This is a genomic window from Pantoea sp. y20 (assembly GCF_054903455.1).
In genome coordinates this window covers 2,302,391-2,321,670 of the sequence record NZ_CM142816.1, presented here as the reverse complement: position 1 = coordinate 2,321,670, position 19,280 = coordinate 2,302,391, and the positions used below count along the sequence as shown (strand labels likewise).

17 protein-coding genes are annotated in these 19,280 nt (G+C 53.2%); 6 read left to right on the top strand and 11 right to left on the bottom strand.

All coding sequences use genetic code 11. The features are described from left to right. The first annotated feature begins 15 nt into the window (after positions 1 to 15). Complete coding sequence (gene dadX, locus ACYAC5_RS10875) at positions 16 to 1,086, top strand: catabolic alanine racemase DadX (RefSeq protein ID WP_462061725.1); 1,071 nt, start codon at positions 16 to 18, stop codon at positions 1,084 to 1,086. Here dadX and ACYAC5_RS10870 read toward each other — a convergent pair. From ACYAC5_RS10870 to yeaG, 6 genes are all read right to left on the bottom strand, one after another. Beyond that, on the bottom strand, positions 1,079 to 2,272 hold the full coding sequence (locus ACYAC5_RS10870) for a multidrug effflux MFS transporter (RefSeq protein ID WP_462061724.1): 1,194 nt from the start codon (positions 2,270 to 2,272) through the stop codon (positions 1,079 to 1,081). The two genes, dadX and ACYAC5_RS10870, sit on opposite strands and share 8 nt — an antisense overlap. A 113-nt stretch (positions 2,273 to 2,385) precedes the next feature. Next, positions 2,386 to 3,852, bottom strand: a complete 1,467-nt coding sequence (gene wbaP / locus ACYAC5_RS10865) for an undecaprenyl-phosphate galactose phosphotransferase WbaP (protein WP_008110368.1) — start codon at positions 3,850 to 3,852, stop codon at positions 2,386 to 2,388. 377 nt (positions 3,853 to 4,229) lie between these two features. Then, the gene (locus ACYAC5_RS10860) at positions 4,230 to 4,463 is read right to left on the bottom strand and encodes a DUF1480 family protein (RefSeq protein WP_110866277.1); all 234 of its coding nucleotides are present in this window, start codon (positions 4,461 to 4,463) and stop codon (positions 4,230 to 4,232) included. Positions 4,464 to 4,540: 77 nt separating this feature from the next. Next, positions 4,541 to 6,268 (bottom strand): potassium/proton antiporter, encoded by a 1,728-nt coding sequence (locus ACYAC5_RS10855; RefSeq protein WP_192411703.1) that lies wholly within the window; start codon positions 6,266 to 6,268, stop codon positions 4,541 to 4,543. 230 nt (positions 6,269 to 6,498) lie between these two features. Next, on the bottom strand, positions 6,499 to 7,776 hold the full coding sequence (locus tag ACYAC5_RS10850) for a YeaH/YhbH family protein (RefSeq protein ID WP_462061723.1): 1,278 nt from the start codon (positions 7,774 to 7,776) through the stop codon (positions 6,499 to 6,501). Between the two features lie 91 nt (positions 7,777 to 7,867). Continuing rightward, entirely contained in the window at positions 7,868 to 9,802 is a 1,935-nt protein-coding gene (yeaG, locus tag ACYAC5_RS10845; protein WP_008110364.1) for a protein kinase YeaG, read from the bottom strand. A gap of 408 nt (positions 9,803 to 10,210) precedes the next feature. Between yeaG and ACYAC5_RS10840 the strand changes: the two genes are divergently transcribed. Both ACYAC5_RS10840 and ACYAC5_RS10835 read left to right on the top strand, forming a co-directional pair. Next, positions 10,211 to 10,960 (top strand): MipA/OmpV family protein, encoded by a 750-nt coding sequence (locus tag ACYAC5_RS10840; RefSeq protein WP_309834426.1) that lies wholly within the window; start codon positions 10,211 to 10,213, stop codon positions 10,958 to 10,960. 80 nt (positions 10,961 to 11,040) lie between these two features. Beyond that, the gene (locus ACYAC5_RS10835; protein ID WP_462061722.1) at positions 11,041 to 11,892 is read left to right on the top strand and encodes an aldo/keto reductase; all 852 of its coding nucleotides are present in this window, start codon (positions 11,041 to 11,043) and stop codon (positions 11,890 to 11,892) included. Positions 11,893 to 11,915: 23 nt separating this feature from the next. On the opposite strand, the gene ACYAC5_RS10830 is transcribed toward ACYAC5_RS10835, so the two are convergent. Together ACYAC5_RS10830 and gapA are read right to left on the bottom strand one after the other, a co-directional pair. Continuing rightward, a complete protein-coding gene (locus ACYAC5_RS10830) occupies positions 11,916 to 12,788 on the bottom strand; it encodes a D-hexose-6-phosphate mutarotase (RefSeq protein WP_462061721.1) in 873 nt (290 codons plus the stop codon). 75 nt (positions 12,789 to 12,863) lie between these two features. Further along, complete coding sequence (gapA, locus tag ACYAC5_RS10825) at positions 12,864 to 13,862, bottom strand: glyceraldehyde-3-phosphate dehydrogenase (protein ID WP_007889697.1); 999 nt, start codon at positions 13,860 to 13,862, stop codon at positions 12,864 to 12,866. A gap of 338 nt (positions 13,863 to 14,200) precedes the next feature. Here gapA and msrB point away from each other — a divergent pair, with 338 nt between their 5' ends. Next, a complete protein-coding gene (msrB, locus tag ACYAC5_RS10820; protein ID WP_110866272.1) occupies positions 14,201 to 14,611 on the top strand; it encodes a peptide-methionine (R)-S-oxide reductase MsrB in 411 nt (136 codons plus the stop codon). Positions 14,612 to 14,613: 2 nt separating this feature from the next. Further along, positions 14,614 to 14,895 (top strand): YeaC family protein, encoded by a 282-nt coding sequence (locus tag ACYAC5_RS10815; RefSeq protein WP_101764217.1) that lies wholly within the window; start codon positions 14,614 to 14,616, stop codon positions 14,893 to 14,895. Positions 14,896 to 14,931: 36 nt separating this feature from the next. On the opposite strand, the gene pncA is transcribed toward ACYAC5_RS10815, so the two are convergent. The 3 genes from pncA to sppA all read right to left on the bottom strand — a co-directional run bounded on the left by pncA (position 14,932) and on the right by sppA (position 18,514). Beyond that, positions 14,932 to 15,540, bottom strand: coding sequence for a bifunctional nicotinamidase/pyrazinamidase (gene pncA, locus ACYAC5_RS10810; protein WP_101764218.1), 609 nt, complete (start codon positions 15,538 to 15,540; stop codon positions 14,932 to 14,934). Positions 15,541 to 15,555: 15 nt separating this feature from the next. Beyond that, on the bottom strand, positions 15,556 to 16,569 hold the full coding sequence (gene ansA, locus ACYAC5_RS10805) for an asparaginase (RefSeq protein WP_101764219.1): 1,014 nt from the start codon (positions 16,567 to 16,569) through the stop codon (positions 15,556 to 15,558). A gap of 85 nt (positions 16,570 to 16,654) precedes the next feature. Beyond that, on the bottom strand, positions 16,655 to 18,514 hold the full coding sequence (gene sppA / locus ACYAC5_RS10800) for a signal peptide peptidase SppA (RefSeq protein ID WP_462061720.1): 1,860 nt from the start codon (positions 18,512 to 18,514) through the stop codon (positions 16,655 to 16,657). 169 nt (positions 18,515 to 18,683) lie between these two features. Between sppA and ACYAC5_RS10795 the strand changes: the two genes are divergently transcribed. Beyond that, entirely contained in the window at positions 18,684 to 19,235 is a 552-nt protein-coding gene (locus ACYAC5_RS10795; RefSeq protein ID WP_110866269.1) for an NAD(P)H nitroreductase, read from the top strand. Positions 19,236 to 19,280 lie beyond the last annotated feature (45 nt).

Genomic DNA, 19,280 nt, shown 5'->3' with positions numbered 1-19,280 from the left:
AGGGAGAGTAAAAGCATGTCACGTCCAACCGGTGCCACCATCAATCAACAGGCACTGCGTCATAATCTGGCCGTTGTTCGCCGGGCGGCCCCGCAATCACGCGTCTGGTCGGTGATAAAAGCCAATGCGTATGGTCACGGTGTGGCTCGCGTGTGGCAAAGCCTGGCAGAAACCGATGGTTTCGCGCTGCTGAATATGGAAGAGGCGATCCTGCTGCGTGAGCAGGGCTGGAAAAAACCGATCCTGCTGCTGGAAGGTTTCTTTCATGCCGAGGATTTAGCGCTAATCGATCGTTACCGCCTCACCACCAGCGTGCACAGCAACTGGCAGATTCAGGCGCTGGCAAAAGCGCAGCTGTCGGCACCGGTGGATGTGTACCTCAAAATCAACAGCGGTATGAACCGGCTTGGTTTCCGTCCTGAGCAGGCTCATGCGGCGTGGCAAAAACTGCACGCTCTGCCGAACGTCGGTGCAATGACGTTGATGGCGCACTTCGCTGATGCGGAGAATCCGCAAGGAGTCGTTGAGCCGATGAAGCGCGTCGAACTGGCGGCGGAAGGGCTCAATTGTCCGCGTTCTCTGTCTAACTCTGCGGCTACGCTGTGGCATCCAGAAACCCATTTTGACTGGGTGCGTCCGGGCATCATTCTCTATGGCGCGTCACCGAGCGGCGACTGGCAGGATATCGCCAGCACCGGATTGCAGCCGGTGATGACGCTCACCAGCGAAATCATTGGTGTGCAGCAGCTGAAAGCCGGTGACGGCGTGGGTTACGGTTATCGCTATCACGCCAGCGGCACCCAGCGTATCGGCATCGTCGCCTGTGGTTACGCCGATGGCTATCCACGTCATGCGCCCACCGGCACGCCAGTCAGCGTGGATGGCATACGCACGCAAACGCTGGGCGCCATCTCCATGGACATGATGATGATCGATTTAGAACCTTGCCCGCAGGCCGGCATCGGTTCAAAGGTGGAGCTGTGGGGCAATCAGGTGAAGATCGATGAGGTGGCAAAAGCCGCCGGAACGGTGGGCTACGAGCTGATGTGCGCGCTCGCGCCACGCGTTCCAGTTGAGGTTATTTAAGCGCGGTCACGCCACCGTGCATTTTCTTACTGCAGCGCCAGGCGGTCAGTGCCAGCGCTGCACCCAGCAGCATCATCAATGCCAGTGACGACTTCTCCGCAACGGGCAATGCTACGATTGCCATGCTGCCGCCCGCACCACACGCCATCTGAATAAATCCCTGCAGTGCTGAGGCCACGCCCGCTTGCTGCTGATACGGCTCTAGCGCGTAGCTGGTGGCGGGACCGACCGTGAACGCCAGGCCGGCAACGGAAACCGCCACGGGAATCATGTACAGCGCCCAATGGTTTTGCCACGCCGCCGGTAACAGCGTGGTGCCCATCATCAGAAGAATTGCGCCGATCAACATGGTGGCGAAACCCATCGCCAGGCAGAAAGGACGTCCCGCTTTGCGAATGGTTTTGTTTACGAACGCGCTAACCAGCATGATCCAAAACCCGTTGGCGCCAAAGGCGAAAGAGAATTGCAACGGCGTCAGGCCGCCTTCGGTCATTAGCACGTGTGGCGCCAGCGACACATAGGTCAGCACCATGCCCAGCGCGCCGGCATTGGCAAAGGCAAAGGCGAGAAAGCGCGGTTCACGGGCGATGGCAGCATACTGCGCCAGCGGTAAACCTTTAACACGTAAGGTGTCCGCCGGGCGCGTTTCCGGCAGCCACAGCAGGACGATCAAGCCGATCACCACCGCATAGCCGCACAGGAACCAGAACGGCATCCGCCAGCCGTAGGCTTCGGCGAGGATCCCACCCAGCAGTGGCGCCAGCGCGGGAACGATATTCAGCGCACCATTGAGAAAGCCGTAAGCGCGTGCGGCATCCTCGCCACTGAGACGGTCACGCACGCCGCTGAAGGCCACCACCGCCGTGCAGCACACCGCGCAACCCTGAATGATGCGGGCGAGGAAGAACACCGGCCACAGCGTGCTCGTAGCGGCAATCGCGCTGCCAATGATGTAAAGCGCAAGACCAATTAACGCGAGCGGCTTACGACCAAAATTATCCACCAGCGGACCGGTAATCAATTGGCCAATGCCCATCACCAATAAAAACAGAGGAATCGTGATTTGGATGAGGCTCACCGGGCTGTTAAGACCTTCGGCGATTTGCGGCAATGTCGGGAGGTAAAGATCAATGCCAAGCGGCGCCAGCAGCACCAGGCTAAGAAGTATTAAGGTGAATTTTTGCATTACGAACCGGACGACCTGTTAAACAATCCGGAAGGGTAATGACTCTTAGGGGAAAAAGAAAGGGATAATAAAAGCGATGCCTGCCGAAGTGCACAGACATCGCCTCGAGGGTATTAGTAAGCGCCGTCGCGACGAACCACTACGCCAGCGGTTTTGAACAGAATCGCAATGTCAGTCCATAACGCCCAGTTTTTCACGTACCAGGAATCGAAGTAGACGCGCGTATCGTAGTCGATGTCGTTACGTCCGCTGACCTGCCACAAGCCGGTCATGCCCGGTTTCGCCATCAGGTAGTAATCCACATCACCGGCATAACGCTCCAGCTCTGCTTCAATCACCGGACGCGGACCGACCAGACTCATTTCGCCACGAATCACATTCCACAACTGTGGCAGCTCATCAAGGCTGGTTTTGCGCAGGAAGTTACCAATTTTGGTCACACGCGGATCGTTTTTCAGTTTGAAATCACGGTCCCATTCGGCACGCGCTTCCTCGCTGGTCGCCAGCAAATTTTGCAGCACTTCCTGCGAGTTGGTCACCATTGAGCGGAACTTCAGGCACTTAAACTTCACGCCATCTTGCCCAACGCGTTCATGACCATAAATCGCATTGCCGCCGTCACGTTTCACCATCGCACACAGCAGTCCAAATACCGGTCCGAGGAACAGCAGCAGCATGGATGCCACCACGATATCGAAGGTGCGTTTCAGGAAGCGCGAAGAGCGTTTCGCCAGGTTGTTGCTGACGCGCAAAATCATCACTTCATGGCTGAAGATGAATGACATATCGGTGCCATACAGCGGCACGCCGCGCAACGTTGGGATCACGGAGATTGAACGGCACTTCATTTTGGACAGGAACTTCAGCCATTTATCGCGCACCACTTGCTGCTCAAATTCGGTGGCGACGATAAATTGGGTGTTGTCACGGTCCATGGTTTGCCAGTTGATGTCTTTCCAGGTGATCACCGGAACGCCATTAACCTTCTCATGCTGTTGGTCATCATCCAGCGAGATAAACGCCTGCACGTTATAACCGAGGATCTCCTCGCTCTGCAGCGCCGCATAAGCTTCCATGGCATTTTTACCGGAACCAATGATGATGGTTTCCTTCTGCCACTGACCTGCGCGGTTGATGGCGCGTTTTACCACGGCACGCATCAGCGGCAGCAGCAGCAGAGCGTAAGTCCAGCTAAATACCCAAACCATGCGCGAGAAGTCCCATTTTGAAAAGGCAATCAACGCCAGATCAAGCAGAGAGAAGACGAACAGGGTTTTAATCACTTCTTTCAGTTCAAACCAAAACGGCTTGCGATAAGTGTAGTGACGCATACGCACCCAGAACCAGGCGGTGCAAAGAATAGAAAGGCTAAATTGGGCAATAAACCGGTATTCAATCTGCTGGGGCGGAATAAAGGTATCCAGTTCGCCCCAAATACCTTGAACGGTGGCGGCAGATAAAAACAATGCCAGATTTAATGCAATTAAATCCGAGAAACTAAGTGCGACTTTTGCGATGAGGTTTTTGCGCAGTCCGCTCCACGAGCGGGTTGCATCATTCATTATCAAAGTACTTGCCATAAAACCTGCTCTCTTTTCTTAAGTAAAAGATGGCCTGACCAGAATCAAGTACGCGCTCAGGAGTGGTCCGCTGAAAAATGGAAAGAAGTATTCTTTCAGCGAGATATAAGTCAGTGCTGCCATAAGCGCTGCAAGGAAAGGACCGTTTGAGACGTGATGCACGTCACGAAAAGCTGCAGCAACGTTTAAGAGTATGCAGGAGTTATTTGACAGAGTTAATATGGAAATAGTCTGAAAAGGAAATAAATGACTAAAGAAATAATTGGCTATTTAATTGAAATGTATGGTTAAAAGTTAATTAATCGCGAATATTACGCTTCATTTTAAGACAGCTTTTCGGAATGACCGCCATTCACATCAATGGCGGCGCCAGCCAATCAGGCGGGTTTTTTTAATACCCACAGGTCCTGCTGCTTGTCATAGTGTCCGATTTGCAGATCGACAGCCTCTTCATCAATCCATGCCGGTACACTGGTATCCACATCCCAGCCGTCGAGTTGGTCACTCAGGCCGGGATTGGTATGGCAGGGAATACTGACAGTGTCGCCATTGTCACTATTGAACTCTGCATCAACGATTTCATATTGACCAATCTTCACCACGCGTCCCATTACATTCTCCCGTATTTGCTGGGTTGAATAGTGAGCATAGTCGTTCACACGCAGTTTACGAGCGATAAAGCCTCGGATTAATCCTTGTCTTCGCTGACGCGCACACCGACCTTCACAATCTGGTTATCTTCTTTCTCTGCCACCGTCCAGGTTAACTGCTTCCATTCCACCTGATCGCCAACCACTGGCGTGCTGCCGAGCAAACTCATTATCAGCTGTCCTAGCGACTGCTGATCGTTGGTCTGTTCATCTAACTCCAGGCCGTAAATTTGCGCCACGTCGCGCAGGCGCGCCTCGGCATCCAGAATAAAGTCGCCGAAGAAGCGTTGATCCAGCGATACCGGCGGCGATTGACTAAACATTTTGCCCAAGGCGGGGAGATCGCGCTCACGGCCAATCACACACAGCACATCGCCTTCTTTCAGGCGCGTATTGCCGTTGGGATGCATTAACGCGTTATCGCGGAACAGGGCGGCGATGCGGGTTTCGCGCGGCATCTGCAAATCACGCAGCGCTGCGCCGACGCACCATTTGTCGGCGCTTAGCTGGTAAATAAATTGTTCCCACGGATTCTCCGGATGGATATCCAGCCCAACCCGGCTAATCGGCGAGGCGGTTGGTGGCACCACCACTTTGGCGCGTTTGGCGGCATAGCCCAGCGAAGTGCCTTGCAGCATCAACGACACCAATACTACAAAGAAAGCGATGTTGAAGTAGAGCTTGGCGTTCTCCAGCCCGGCCATCATCGGAAATACGGCGAGGATGATTGGCACTGCGCCACGTAAGCCCACCCAACTGATGAATATACGTTCGCGTCCGGTGAAGCCTTTGAACGGTAACAGACCAACCAGAATCGACAGCGGGCGCGCCACCAGAATCAACCACAGCGACAGAATCATCGCCGGCACCGCGATGTGCCACAAATCGGACGGTGTCACCAGCAAGCCCAGCACAATGAACATGCCGATTTGGCTCAGCCATGCCATGCCGTCAAAGGTTTGCAAAATACCGTGGCGGTTGCGAATCGGGCTGTTGCCCAGCAGGAAGCCGCACAGATACACCGCCAGAATGCCGCTGCCTTCCATCACGGTGGTGAGCGCAAACACGATGATGCCGCCACTCACCGCCAGCAGCGGATATAAACCCTGCGCCAGATTGATCCGGTTAATCAACTGCTGCAGCGCCCAGCCGCCGCCCAGGCCTAATACGATGCCAAGACCAAACTGCTGCACCAGATGCACCACAAACATCCAGCTCAGGCCGGACTGGCCTTGCTGAATCATGTCGATCAGCGTGATGGTGAGAAACACCGCCATCGGATCGTTGCTGCCGGATTCAATTTCCAGCGTAGAGCTGACACGTTCGTTGAGGCCTTTATCACCCAGCAGCGAAAATACGGCGGCGGCATCGGTAGAACCGATAATCGCGCCAATCAGAAAGCCCTGCATCAGATCGAGCTTAAACAGCCAGGCAGCGGCAACGCCGGTTAACCCTGCGGTGATCATCACGCCAACCGTCGCCAGCGATAATGCCGGGCCGAGCGCCACCTTTAGCGAAGACGCTTTGGTGCGCATCCCGCCATCAAGCAAGATGATGGCTAGAGCGAGGTTTGAGACCAGATAGGCGACGGGATAGTTATCAAACGCGATGCCACCGATACCATCAATCCCGGCCAACATGCCGAGAGCGAGGAAGATCACCAGAATCGGAATGCCAAGGCGTGAGGAAAAGGAACTGAGCAAAATACTTGCTGCTACCAGCACGGACCCAATAATGAACAAACTGTAAATCATGCTGGTATTCAACGGCGTTCTCCTGCGGCGGGGCAAAAAAGACAAACTGCGGGCGATTCACACAGACAAGGTGGAAAGATAATGCCTTATCAATAGCTTGTCAGCGCTTAATTGCACATTTTTTCATTCTGTGGGGCCGCATCCCATATACAGCTAAATTTGTATGAAAAAACAACAGGAAATGGCGCGAAGTGAGCGGGGCTGCTGCAAAGAAAAAGCCGGTCAGTGACCGGCTTATAAACTCAGGCGTCTGCAGCCTGTTTGTGGAAAAGTTCTCTAAATACCGGATAGATGTCTTCTGGCTCGCGAATATGTTGGATTGCGAAGTTATCAAACATTGCCTGCAGATGTTCATACTCGCGCCATAAGGTCTGGTGCGCGCGACGCGTGATCTCGATATAGCTGTAATAACGCACAACCGGCAGAATATGTTTGGCTAAGATCTCGTGGCAGAGTGGCGAATCATCGGCCCAGTTATCCCCATCCGACGCTTGCGCCGCATAGATGTTCCACTGTGACGGGTCATAACGCTCTTTAACCACCTCATCCATTAACTTCAGTGCACTGGAAACAATGGTGCCGCCCGTTTCCTGCGAGTAGAAGAACTCCTGTTCGTCGACCTCTTTCGCCTGAGTGTGATGCCGGATGTACACCACGTCGACGTTCTTGTAAGTACGGCTCAGGAACAGATACAGCAGAATGTAGAAACGCTTCGCCATATCTTTGGTAGCTTGATCCATCGAACCAGACACGTCCATCAGGCAGAACATCACGGCCTGGCTGGAAGGTTCTGGTCGCTTCTCGAAGTTTTTGTAGCGCAGGTCAAAGGTATCGATAAACGGCACGCGGTCGATGCGCGCGCGCAACTCAGCGATCTCTTTACGTAAACGCTCCTCTTCCAGTAACTGCGCCGGTTCGCTGGTTTCCACTTCGGCTAGCGTAGCTTCCAGTTCGTTTAACATGCGGCGTTTACCCGCCGTCATCGCCGTACGACGAGCCAGCGAGTTCTGCAGTGAGCGCACCACGCTGATATTAGCCGGCGTACCGTTTGAGGTGTAGCCCGCGCGATGGGTTTTGTACTCGTTTAACTGCCGATGCTGATTCTTGCGCAGGTTCGGCAACGCCAAATCTTCGAACAGAAGATCGAGATATTCATCTTTAGATATCTGGAAGCTGAATTCGTCCTGGCCTTCACCATCCTGACTGGCGTTGCCCTGGCCGCTACCGCCGCTGCCGCCGCCACCTTGCGGACGTTCAATGCGATCGTTTTGCACGAAATGGTCATTCCCAGGATGCACGCGATGACGGCTGCCGCCGCGGCCCTGATGGAAGCTCGGTTCATTAATATCGTCAATTGGAATCGAGACCGATTCGCCGCTCTCGACATCGGTCACCGAACGCTTGTTGATGGCCTCGGAGATCGATTGCTTGATTTGCGACTTATAACGGCGCAGAAAGCGCTGCCGATTGACGGCGCTTTTGTTCTTACCGTTGAGACGCCGATCGATAAAATAGGCCATAAAAATCCCCCAAACTGCATTGCAAGCTTAGGCCGGGAAAACCCGGCCTCCTGTTGCAGCACCGAAGCGCCGCGACGCTTACAGATAACGATTATGAAGATTTACGCACGCGCAGATACCATTCGCACAGCAGGCGTACTTGCTTGCGGGTATAGCCTTTTTCCATCATGCGATCGACAAAATCATCGTGTTTTTTCTGCTCGTCCGTTGAGGTTTTGGTATTGAACGAAATCACCGGCAGCAACTCTTCGGTGTTCGAGAACATTTTCTTCTCGATGACCGTGCGCAGTTTTTCGTAGCTGGTCCAGTTCGGATTGCGTCCGCTATTCTGCGCACGGGCACGCAGCACAAAGTTGACAATCTCGTTACGGAAATCTTTCGGGTTACTGATCCCGGCAGGTTTCTCGATCTTTTCCAGCTCGGCGTTCAGCGATTCGCGGTCAAACAGCTGTCCGGTGTCAGGATCGCGGTACTCTTGATCCTGAATCCAGAAATCAGCGTAGGTGACGTAGCGATCAAAGATGTTTTGACCGTATTCAGAGTAGGACTCCAGATACGCGGTCTGAATCTCTTTACCGATAAACTCGGCGTATTTCGGAATCAGGTAGCCTTTCAGGTGCTCCAGATACTTCTCGGCTTGATCCTGAGGGAACTGCTCGCGCTCAATTTGCTGCTCCAGCACGTAGAACAGATGCACCGGGTTGGCCGCCACTTCAGCATGGTCAAAGTTGAACACGCGCGACAGGATTTTAAACGCGAAGCGGGTTGAAAGACCGTTCATGCCCTCATCAACGCCCGCGTAATCGTGATACTCCTGCCAGGATTTGGCTTTTGGATCGGTATCTTTCAGGCTTTCGCCATCATAGACGCGCATTTTGGAGTAGATGCTGGAGTTTTCCGGCTCTTTCAAACGCGACAGAATCGAGAAGCGGGCCAGGGTTTCCAGCGTGCCCGGCGCGCATGGCGCCGTGGTCAACTCACTGTGATCCAACAGTTTGTTATAGATCTTAATCTCTTCGGAAACGCGTAGGCAATAAGGCACTTTGACGATGTAAACACGGTCGAGGAAGGCCTCATTGTTTTTGTTATTACGGAAGGTGACCCATTCTGATTCGTTAGAGTGCGCCAGAATGATGCCGTTGAACGGCAGGGCAGAGATCCCTTCGGTACCGTTGTAGTTACCTTCCTGCGTGGCGGTCAGCAGTGGATGTAGCACTTTGATCGGTGCTTTAAACATCTCAACGAATTCCATCACGCCCTGGTTCGCGCGGCAAAGGGCACCTGAATAGCCGTATGCGTCAGGATCGTTTTGCGCGTGATTTTCCAGTTTGCGGATATCCACTTTACCAACCAACGCAGAGATATCCTGGTTGTTCTCATCGCCCGGTTCTGTTTTGGCAATCGCTACCTGCTCCAGAATCGACGGCCACACTTTCACCACTTTGAAGCGGGTGATATCGCCGCCAAACTCATGCAGGCGTTTCGCCGCCCAGGGCGACATGATGGTGCCCAGATAACGCCGTGGCACGCCATACTCTTTTTCCAGAATATTGGCGTCTTCCTGCGGGTTAAACAGGCAGAGTGGATGATCGTTTACCGGGCTGCGCTCGCCGTCGGCGCTCAGCACATAGATCGGCACACGCTGCATCAGCGCTTTCAGGCGCTCGGCCAATGAGGATTTACCGCCACCCACCGGGCCCAGTAAGTAAAGGATCTGTTTCTTCTCTTCCAAACCCTGCGCGGCGTGTTTCAGGTAGGAGACGATTTGCTCAATCGCTTCCTCCATACCGTAAAACTCTTCGAAGGCCGGGTAGCGTCCCATGACACGGTTGGAAAAGATTCGGGAAAGGCGAGGCTCTTGCGCAGTGTCAACCATCACCGGCTCACCGATGGCCATTAATAGTCGCTCGGCAGCGTTGGCGTATGCACTGCGATCCTGTTTACAGATGGCGAGGAATTCCTGCAATGAGAACTCTTCGTCCTTGGCAGCTTCATAACGCTGACGATAGTGATCGAATATATTCATAGCGATGCCCGTCCTTTCGTTTTTAGCACAGGTAAAGGAGCGTAATAAAAGTTTGTAGCAGCTCCCGGAAGATATTCTTTATTGAGTACAGCAACCCTTATGCCAACCTGACGTTTTTTTATCGGGATACACAATTCTTATGGTTACTCTGCTCGTACAAAAAAGTCTCGTCTTACATTTAACTGTAGAAGGCATTCAGAAAACCTGCAGCCACTTTTCTCCTTATTCAGCGATATATCAATAACAAAGTCTCATAAGCACTGAGGCAATCAACCTAAGCCGTGAGAGCGATGAAGCCACTGAGAATATTTCGCTATGCTGGTTAGAGAGCATCATTAAACGTTAACCGATAGCAAAAATTTGGTTAGACTCTGCGTGTGATTGTTATATTAATGGACTGAATAAATTGTGAACCAATTCAAACTTAAAGCGCTTACTCTGGCTATTCCTTGTTATTTTGCGGCGTTCGGCACTCATGCAGAACCCTTATCTCTTGGCGCTTCGGTGATTTATGCGCAGTCACCTTATCGGGGCGGACAAGACCGCTATCTGCCGATTCCGGTGATTAATTATGAAGGCGAAAACTTCTGGTTCCGTAGCCTGCAAGGCGGCTATTACCTGTGGAAAGACCCGCAGAATCAGCTGTCGCTGACGGTGCTGGGATCGCCGCAGCAGTACGATCCGAAAGACAACGATTTGGGTGACATGAAAGCGCTGGATAAGCGCCGTATGACGCTGATGGCCGGCGCCAACTATCGCCACGTTGCCGATTGGGGTATCGTGCGCACCGCTCTGCTGGGTGATGTGCTCAATAACAGCAATGGGTTGATCTGGGATCTCACCTATCTATATCGCTTTGATTTCGGCACATTCAGCCTGACGCCGGGCATTGGTGCCATGTGGAACAGCGCCAATCAGAACCGTTATTACTACGGTGTTTCATCCCATGAAAGCGCGCGAACCGGCATCGCTGAGTATCATCCAGACGACAGCTGGTCGCCGTATGTCGAGATGAATGCCAGCTACCAAATCAGCCAAAGCTGGAACGCCAGCTTGTCTGGTCGTTACACGCGCTTCGACAGCGAAATCAAAGACAGCCCGATGGTCGATAAAAGTGGCCAGTTCACACTCTGGACCGGCATCAGTTACAGCTTCTGACGATTAAATAAACGCCTCGTAATGAGGCGTTTCTCTTGCATTGCACCAATTCAGAGCCCCATATCAGCGCAACAGGAGGAGTGATGAAGACTATCCAATTTCACGGTGAATCAGCTTTACCCGCTATTGGCCAGGGAACCTGGTATATGGGTGAGAATGCAGCGCTGCGCAGCCAGGAAGTGGGCGCACTGCAGGCGGGTTTAGATCTTGGACTTAAGGTTATCGACACGGCGGAAATGTATGCGGAAGGCGCTGCCGAAGAGGTGGTCGGCGAAGCGTTACGCGGCCGTCGCGATCAAGCCTGGCTGGTATCGAAGGTGTATCCCTGGAATGCCGGTGAAGTCGATGCTATCGAGGCCTGCGAGCGCAGTCTGCGCCGTCTGCAAACCGGTTACCTCGATCTCTACTTGCTGCACTGGCGCGGCAATGTGCCCTTAGAAGAAACCATTCGCGCGATGGAATCCTTGCAGCAGCAGGGCAAAATCCGCCATTGGGGCGTCTCGAACTTTGACCATGACGATATGCTGGAACTGTGGCAAGAGCCCGGCGGCAAATCCTGTTTAACCAATCAGGTGCTTTACCACTTAGCGTCACGCGGGATCGAGTACGATCTGTTGCCGCAGTGTCAGCAGCGCGAGATGCCGATTATGGCCTATTGCCCGTTAGCGCAGGCTGGACGACTGCGACAGGCGCTGTTTGACGATGCGCATCTTCAACAGATTGCACAACAGAAGGGCATCAGCGTGGCGCAAGTGCTATTGGCTTGGGTGATCCGTCAGCAAGGCGTTTTGGCCATTCCTAAAGCCAGCAGCGTTGCACATGTGCAGCAAAACGCGGCCGCGCTTAGCATCAATTTGACTGATGAAGAGCTGAGCATCATTGATCGGGCGTTTCCTGCGCCTCAATCTAAAACTGCATTAGATGTGGTTTAGCGGCGCAACGGCGCCGCATCTTATTACTTATTAACGATACGAATTGTGGTGCCCAAACGCGCAGGGGATTCACCCGCGCTTTTTAACGGCTTGCTAATGCGCGCCGTTTCCACGCACACCATGGTTTTATAGCCTTCATTTGGCATGTCCCCCATGCTGCATGATAACTCCGGACCTGGATTCCACGTGACAACGTCACTCTGATAGTGGTGATAGACTTCAATCTGGCGTTTGCCCGCTTTATCGTGAATCACGCTGCAGTCATCCGCTGCGGTGTGAATACGATCCACGCGGTTGGGATAGGTCTGCTTGCCGTCGGATGCGCCAATCGCATTATCGTTAACCTTATCGATAAAGCTGTTACCTAATCCGCTCACTTCGACCTGTGAGATATCCGCAATCTGGAAGTAGCTGTGCAGCGCTGCGGTGGCATCATAGTCGCCGTAAGCTTCCAGCTCAATTTCACAGTGCTCAGCAATTCGGAAGCGAGCGAGCAGGGTGAAATCGTGTGGCCAGAGCTTTTTGGTTTGTGCGTTGCTTTCCAGCGTAAAAGTCAGCATTACCGCATCTTCGTTTTCGTCATGGGCGGTCAGCGTCCACGGCATATTGCGTGCAAAACCGTGCGCCGGTTCACCTGCCAGACCGAACCACGGCCAGCAAATAGGCACGCCGCCGCGGATTGCTTTACCAGAGGTAAATGGGGTCTTTTCACTGAGCCAAATCACCGGTTTTTGGCCGCTAGGCTGCCACGAAAGCAGATGCGCACCTTGCAGGGCAATCGCCGCTCGCACTTTAGGATGGCTGATCACTACAATTGGCAAATCACCCTGCTGACGCTGTGACAGATAAGGGGTGATTTGATTCACTACCGGAAGGGTATAAAGCGTATCTTGCATGGTCAGACCTTCTCTTTTATCCAGTCGAAAAAAAGGGGCGACCGAAGTCACCCCTTGTCCGTTTAGCCGGTTAGCTTACTTAGAAGCAACCAGTGCAATCAGATCGAGAACTTTGTGTGAGTAACCAGTTTCGTTATCGTACCAGGAAACCAGTTTCACGAAGTTGTCGTTCAGAGCGATGCCTGCTTTAGCATCGAATACTGAAGTCAGGGTTTCGCCGTTGAAGTCGGTAGAAACCACGTCGTCTTCGATGTAGCCCAGAACACCTTTCATTTTGCCTTCTGACTCAGCTTTGATCACTGCACAAATTTCTTTGTAAGTCGCTGGTTTTTCCAGGCGAACAGTCAGGTCAACAACAGACACGTTTGGAGTAGGAACGCGGAACGCCATACCGGTCAGTTTGCCGTTCAGCTCTGGCAGAACAACGCCAACTGCTTTAGCTGCACCGGTAGAAGATGGGATGATGTTCTGCGCTGCGCCACGGCCGCCGCGCCAGTCTTTGTGAGACGGGCCATCAACGGTTTTCTGCGTCGCGGTGGTTGCGTGAACGGTGGTCATCAGACCTTCAACGATACCGAAGTTGTCGTTGATAACTTTAGCCAGTGGAGCCAGGCAGTTAGTGGTGCAAGACGCGTTAGAAACGATGTCCTGGCCAGCATATTTGTCAAAGTTAGCGCCACGTACAAACATCGGGGTGCTGTCTTTAGATGGACCAGTCAGAACCACTTTCTTCGCGCCAGCGGTGATGTGTTTACGTGCAGTTTCATCGGTCAGGAAGATACCGGTCGCTTCAGCAACAACGTCAACACCCACTTCATCCCACTTCAGGTTAGCCGGGTCTTTCTCAGCGGTAACACGGATTTTCTTACCGTTAACAATCAGTGCACCGTCTTTCACTTCTACAGTGCCGTCAAAACGACCGTGAGTAGAGTCATACTTCAGCATGTATGCCATGTAATCGGCGTCGAGCAGATCGTTGATCGCGACGATTTCGATGTCAGAACGCTGCTGCGCAGCACGGAAAACGATGCGACCGATACGGCCAAAACCGTTAATACCTACTTTGATAGTCATATATTCCACCAGCTATTTGTTAGTGAATAAAAGGTTGGCTGTAAAATTACAAAAACCTTACCAGGCGTCAAGCGGAATCGTGTCAATTGTTGCGACAGGTCAATTCCAACACCAGGAATAATTCGTTGCGCAATCGCTTACGCAGCACCCTTATTGCGCGCCTATGTTACGCCGAATGCGGGCTGAAAAGGGATGACTTTTATAAAGGGTGATCGCCATCACAAAATCGTGCTGTGGAACAGATGTCGGAGGCGTTAGCACGAAAAAAGACCCGATAGATGTTGTACGTTTGTTAGAATACTAGTCGATTTTTTCAGAATGACACTCCGGAACTCAAAATGGCTAAAGACACCGCACCCGACGCAAAAATTGCGCAGCTTTCCGAAATGCAGCGCTATGTCACTCAGCATCGTGGAACGGAGCCCCCTTTCTCGGGCGCCTTGCTGCACAACAAGCAGGAAGGGATTTACCACTGCTTAGTTTGTAATTCGCCGCTGTTTCTCTCCGAAACCAAATACGATTCAGGCTGTGGCTGGCCAAGTTTCTATCAGCCTTTCAGTGACGACGCTATCCGCTATCTGGAAGATGATTCACACGGCATGCACCGGGTTGAGATTCGCTGTGGCAACTGTGATGCGCATTTGGGACATGTGTTCCCGGATGGCCCACAACCGAGCGGCGAGCGCTACTGCGTGAACTCCGCCTCGCTAAACTTCACTGATGAGCAGGGCAATCAGCAAGAGGGCTAAGCATGAAACAGGAACTGGAAGCGATGCTGGAGGCGATGACGCCGGAAGTGTACGAGCGGCTCTCCACGGCGGTTGAAATCGGCAAATGGCCAGATGGCGTCGCGCTGACGCCAGAGCAGAAAGAGAATTGTCTGCAGCTGGTGATGTTGTGGCAGGCTCGCCACAATGACGATCCGCAACATATGACCATTAGCAAAGGTGGGGATATGGTGATGAAATCGAAGAAACAGCTGAAAGAAGAGTTTGGCATTGAGCCCGACGTCACGCGCATCAACCTGCACTAAAAATCAAAAGGGCTGGTTCTCACCAGCCCCTTATTTTCAGATTAATACCGCACCTTGTGCTTCCATCTGAGCGAAAGCAATTTCACTGTCATCCGGATTCAGGTTCACACCGCGGCAGCCCTCTTTAACCACCTCCACGTTGTAACCTAACTCCAGCGCATCCAGCACGCTGTATTTGACGCAGTAATCGGTCGCAATACCCAGCATCACTAAATCGCTAATGCCGCGCTCGCGCAGCCAACTGTCGAGTTCTGTCTTGCGTCGATGGCCGTTATCAAAGAAGGCGCTGTAGCTATCCACCTCAACATCGCCCCCTTTATGGAACACGGCATCTATCAGAGAGCGATCGAGATCGGGATGAAAATCCGCCCCGACAGAATTCTCAATACCGTGATCGGGCCACCAGATCTGCGCTAAACCGTTTAATTCGCCGAGCGTGTAGACCGGCTCGCCGGAGATCGAGGCGAAGCTGCCGTGATTGGCTGGATGCCAGTCTTGCAATGCCACCACACATTCACCCCGATCGTGAAACTCACGCGCAAATCGATTGGCGACGGCAACCGTTTGGTCACCCTCACGCACCGCCATTGGGCCGCCGGGGCAAAAATCGTTCTGAATATCGATGATTATCAATGCCCGCTTCATTGGTTTCGCTCCGTATCAATCTTCGGTCAGTTCGCCGCGTAAATTCTGCTGCATTTTGGCACGAATTTCCGCGCTGGTAAGGTTCTGACTCAATAAAAAATGCAGTTTGGTTAATGTGGCCTCAACGGTGAGATCAAAGCCGCTGATCACGCCCGCATGCTCAAGCGCATTGCCGGTGGCATAGCCGCCCATATTCACTTTGCCGGACATACACTGCGTCAGATTCACCACCACAATGCCGCGATCGCTGGCCTGTTGCAGTTCCGAAAGAAACTCAGCATTTTGCGGCGCGTTGCCAACGCCGTAAGAGCGCAGGATCAAGGCTTTCACCGGTTGACGCAGGAAATTACCCACCACGTCGGCAGAGATACCCGGATAAATCGTTACCACGCCAATCGGCTGTGGTGTTATTGGATGCACAATCAGCTCGCCGTGACCTTGCGGTGCGGGCGGGGTGTTTAACCGGCGGATATGAATACCCGCTTCCAGCAAGGGCGCCAGGTTTGGCGATGCGAAGGCATTAAAGCCGTCAGCATGTGCCTTAGTGGTACGGTTGCCGCGGAACAGCGTGTTATTGAAAAACAGGGCAACTTCACTGATCGGATAATTGGCCGCCACATACAGCGAGTTCAGCAGGTTTTGCTGCCCATCAGAACGCAATTCTGCCAGGGGAATTTGCGAGCCGGTGACAATCACCGGCTTAGCAAGGTTCTCCAGCATAAAGGAGAGCGCCGAAGCGGTGAAGGCCATGGTGTCGGTACCATGCAAAATTACAAAGCCATCGTAACGATCGTAGTTTTGCTTAATATCGTTCGCAATCGATTGCCAATCCTGCGGCGTCATGTCCGAGGAGTCCATCAGCGGCTGATATTCATGGATGGTGAAATCCGGCATTTCAGGCCGATGGAATTCGGGCATGTTTGCCAGCTGCTGTTGCAGATGGCCCGATACCGGAATATAGCCCTGCGCAGAGCGCTGCATCCCGATGGTGCCGCCGGTGTAGGCTACGTAGATATTTTTCTTTTGCATGAAGGAACTCAGACTTGCCGTAAAACGCGCAGTATAAGGGGATTGCGAACGAAAAGCAGCCCGACCAGCGGCCGGGCTGTAAAGATTAGCGTACGTTGCCGCAGTTCAGGCAGAAAGCGTAGCGATTTTGCGGATCGTTGAGGTTATTCAGTAAGCCAGGTTGCTGTTTCATTGCGCTCATTACGTCCAGCATTGGCGCAGGCAGCCAGACTTTCAGCGCAGCCGGCAACACCGACTGAACCGACGCGTTCATCTGATTCAGCAGCAGATCGATCATGCCCGGATCGTCCTGATACCAGCTCAACTCCGGCTTAGCGACTTTCGCCAGCTCAGCAGCTTTCGCCACGGCATCATCAAAGTCTCCCAACGCATCGACCAAACCATTGGCTTTCGCATCGCTACCGGTCCAGACGTGACCCTGCGCAATCGCATTGATCTCCTCAGGCGTTTTGTGACGCGAGGCCGCCACCAGGCCAACGAAATTACGATAGCCGTTCTCAATGGTCAGCTGCATCAGCTGCTGCACTTCAGTTGGCAGTGCTTTGGTGGTGGCGACGTCCGCCAGCGGTGATGTGGCAACGCCGTCAGTATGCACACCCACCGAACTCAGGCTGTTTTCAACGGTGTTAATCACGCCAAAGATACCGATGGAACCGGTCAGCGTGCTGGGTGCCGCCACGATGTAATCGGCAGGCGTTGAAATCCAGTAACCGCCGGAAGCCGCCATGCCACCCATTGAGACGACCACCGGTTTACCCGCATCGTGGGCTGCCGCCAGCTCTTCACGAATCGCTTCCGATGCCGTGACGCTGCCGCCAGGGCTGTTGACACGCAACACAATGGCTTTGATTTTAGCATCCAGGCGCGCATCGCGGATTTGCGACGCCGTGGTATCACCGCCGACGTTTCCGGCACTCTCTTCACCGTCCATAATCGCACCGCTGGCGAGGATCACGGCGATATTGCCATCCTGGCTCTGCAGCGGCTGTTTAACGGTGTAATCGTAGATACTCACGCTACGGTAATCGTTATTCGCCTTATCCCAGCCGAAGGTTTTCACCAGTTCCTGATCGGCGGCTGCACGCGTATCCAGTACATCCACCAATTTATTATTCAGCGCATATTTCGCGGTATCACCTTGCACCGCTTGCAAGCCGCTAATGATGCCAGCTGCACCTGGGAACAGCTGTTCTGGTGTAATTTGACGATTGGCTGCCAAAGTATTCAGATAATTCTGCCACAGCTGGCCAATCCAGCGCCCATCAGCGTCGCGCGCTTCCGGTGACATATCGTCACGCAGGAACGGCTCAACCGCAGATTTATAAGTGCCTACGCGGAATACATGCGAATTAACTTTCAGCTTTTCCAGCAAAGTCTTGTAGTACAGGCCGTTGGTGGCGAAACCGTGCAGATCGACCGTGCCCTGAGGTGAGAGATACACCTTGTTGGCGTAGCTGGCGATGTAGTATTGCGCCTGGCTGTAGCTGTCGCCGACCGCATAAATAGGTTTGCCGGCGTCACGGAATTCGCGCAGTGCTTTACCCACATATTGCAGCGAAGGTTGATCGCCACCGGCAAAGTCACGCAGCTCCAGCACGATGCCAGTGATGTTTTTATCGGTTTTTGCCTGGCGGATCGCATCGACGACATCGAACAAGGAATTCTCCTGCAGACGATCGCTATTGGCGCCTAACAGTTGACGGCTAATACGACTCAGACGATTGCTGACAGAAGGTTTATCGACCAGCACTCCGCTCAGATCGATTTTCAATGCGCCTTGCTGTACAGGCTCACTGCTATTGGAACTGGAAACCTGCAGCCAAATCCCGACGCCCGCCAGGATCAAAACAATAAGAAATAAATTAAGAATAAATTCCCGAATAAAATTCAGTACCCGCCAGGTCCAGCGGAACAGACCGGAAATAATTCGCCACAAAGTGCGCATAAACTCTCCATATTCACGTAGCAGGGCAGCCAGCACGCGGTCTGCCCCGATGTCGGGTTCATCCTAAAGAGCGGCGTGCGAAAAGTCAGCAGGAAATCGCGCCAGACTGTTACAAAAGATCGTGCTGTGCCAGGATTAGCCCACGCTTTTTATTCACGGGAGAAGAATAATGGATGCATTGGATTTATTAGTTAATCGCCGCTCGGCGTCTCGTCTGGCAGAACCGGCTCCGGCAGGTGAAGCGTTGCAAAATATTCTGCACGCCGCGATGCGCGCCCCCGATCACGGTACGCTGCAGCCATGGCGTTTCATTATTGTCGAAAATGAGGGGCGCGAGCGCTTTGCTAACTTGCTGGAACAGGCCGCGCGTGACAGCAATCTTGAGCAGAAGGCGATTGACAAAGCAGCCTCCGCGCCTTATCGCGCGCCGATGATCATCACCGTGGTGGCGCATTGTGAAGAGAACGCCAAAGTGCCGCAGTGGGAGCAACTGGCGTCTGCCAGCTGTGCAGTGATGGCGATGCAGATGGCCGCCGTGGCGCAAGGTTTTAATGGCATCTGGCGCAGCGGTCCGTGGACCGATCATCCGTCCGTGCGCGAAGCCTTTGGCTGCCGCGAGCAAGATGCGATTGTTGGTTTCCTCTATCTCGGCACGCCGCAGTTGAAAGCCAACACCACCGTGGTTGCGCCGGACACCGCGCAGTTTGTCAGTTATTTCTGACAGACAATGCTGGACTTTTGCGGCAGGTTAGGCGCCGTTGCAAAG

Bases quoted from the DNA above. Each gene is read 5' to 3' on its own strand.
- dadX (WP_462061725.1), top strand. From the start codon at position 16: ATGTCACGTCCAACCGGTGCCACCATCAATCAACAGGCACTGCGTCAT.
- ACYAC5_RS10870 (WP_462061724.1), bottom strand. From the start codon at position 2,272: ATGCAAAAATTCACCTTAATACTTCTTAGCCTGGTGCTGCTGGCGCCG.
- wbaP (WP_008110368.1), bottom strand. From the start codon at position 3,852: ATGGCAAGTACTTTGATAATGAATGATGCAACCCGCTCGTGGAGCGGA.
- ACYAC5_RS10860 (WP_110866277.1), bottom strand. From the start codon at position 4,463: ATGGGACGCGTGGTGAAGATTGGTCAATATGAAATCGTTGATGCAGAG.
- ACYAC5_RS10850 (WP_462061723.1), bottom strand. From the start codon at position 7,776: ATGGCCTATTTTATCGATCGGCGTCTCAACGGTAAGAACAAAAGCGCC.
- yeaG (WP_008110364.1), bottom strand. From the start codon at position 9,802: ATGAATATATTCGATCACTATCGTCAGCGTTATGAAGCTGCCAAGGAC.
- ACYAC5_RS10830 (WP_462061721.1), bottom strand. From the start codon at position 12,788: ATGCAAGATACGCTTTATACCCTTCCGGTAGTGAATCAAATCACCCCT.
- gapA (WP_007889697.1), bottom strand. From the start codon at position 13,862: ATGACTATCAAAGTAGGTATTAACGGTTTTGGCCGTATCGGTCGCATC.
- msrB (WP_110866272.1), top strand. From the start codon at position 14,201: ATGGCTAAAGACACCGCACCCGACGCAAAAATTGCGCAGCTTTCCGAA.
- ACYAC5_RS10815 (WP_101764217.1), top strand. From the start codon at position 14,614: ATGAAACAGGAACTGGAAGCGATGCTGGAGGCGATGACGCCGGAAGTG.
- pncA (WP_101764218.1), bottom strand. From the start codon at position 15,540: ATGAAGCGGGCATTGATAATCATCGATATTCAGAACGATTTTTGCCCC.
- ansA (WP_101764219.1), bottom strand. From the start codon at position 16,569: ATGCAAAAGAAAAATATCTACGTAGCCTACACCGGCGGCACCATCGGG.
- sppA (WP_462061720.1), bottom strand. From the start codon at position 18,514: ATGCGCACTTTGTGGCGAATTATTTCCGGTCTGTTCCGCTGGACCTGG.
- ACYAC5_RS10795 (WP_110866269.1), top strand. From the start codon at position 18,684: ATGGATGCATTGGATTTATTAGTTAATCGCCGCTCGGCGTCTCGTCTG.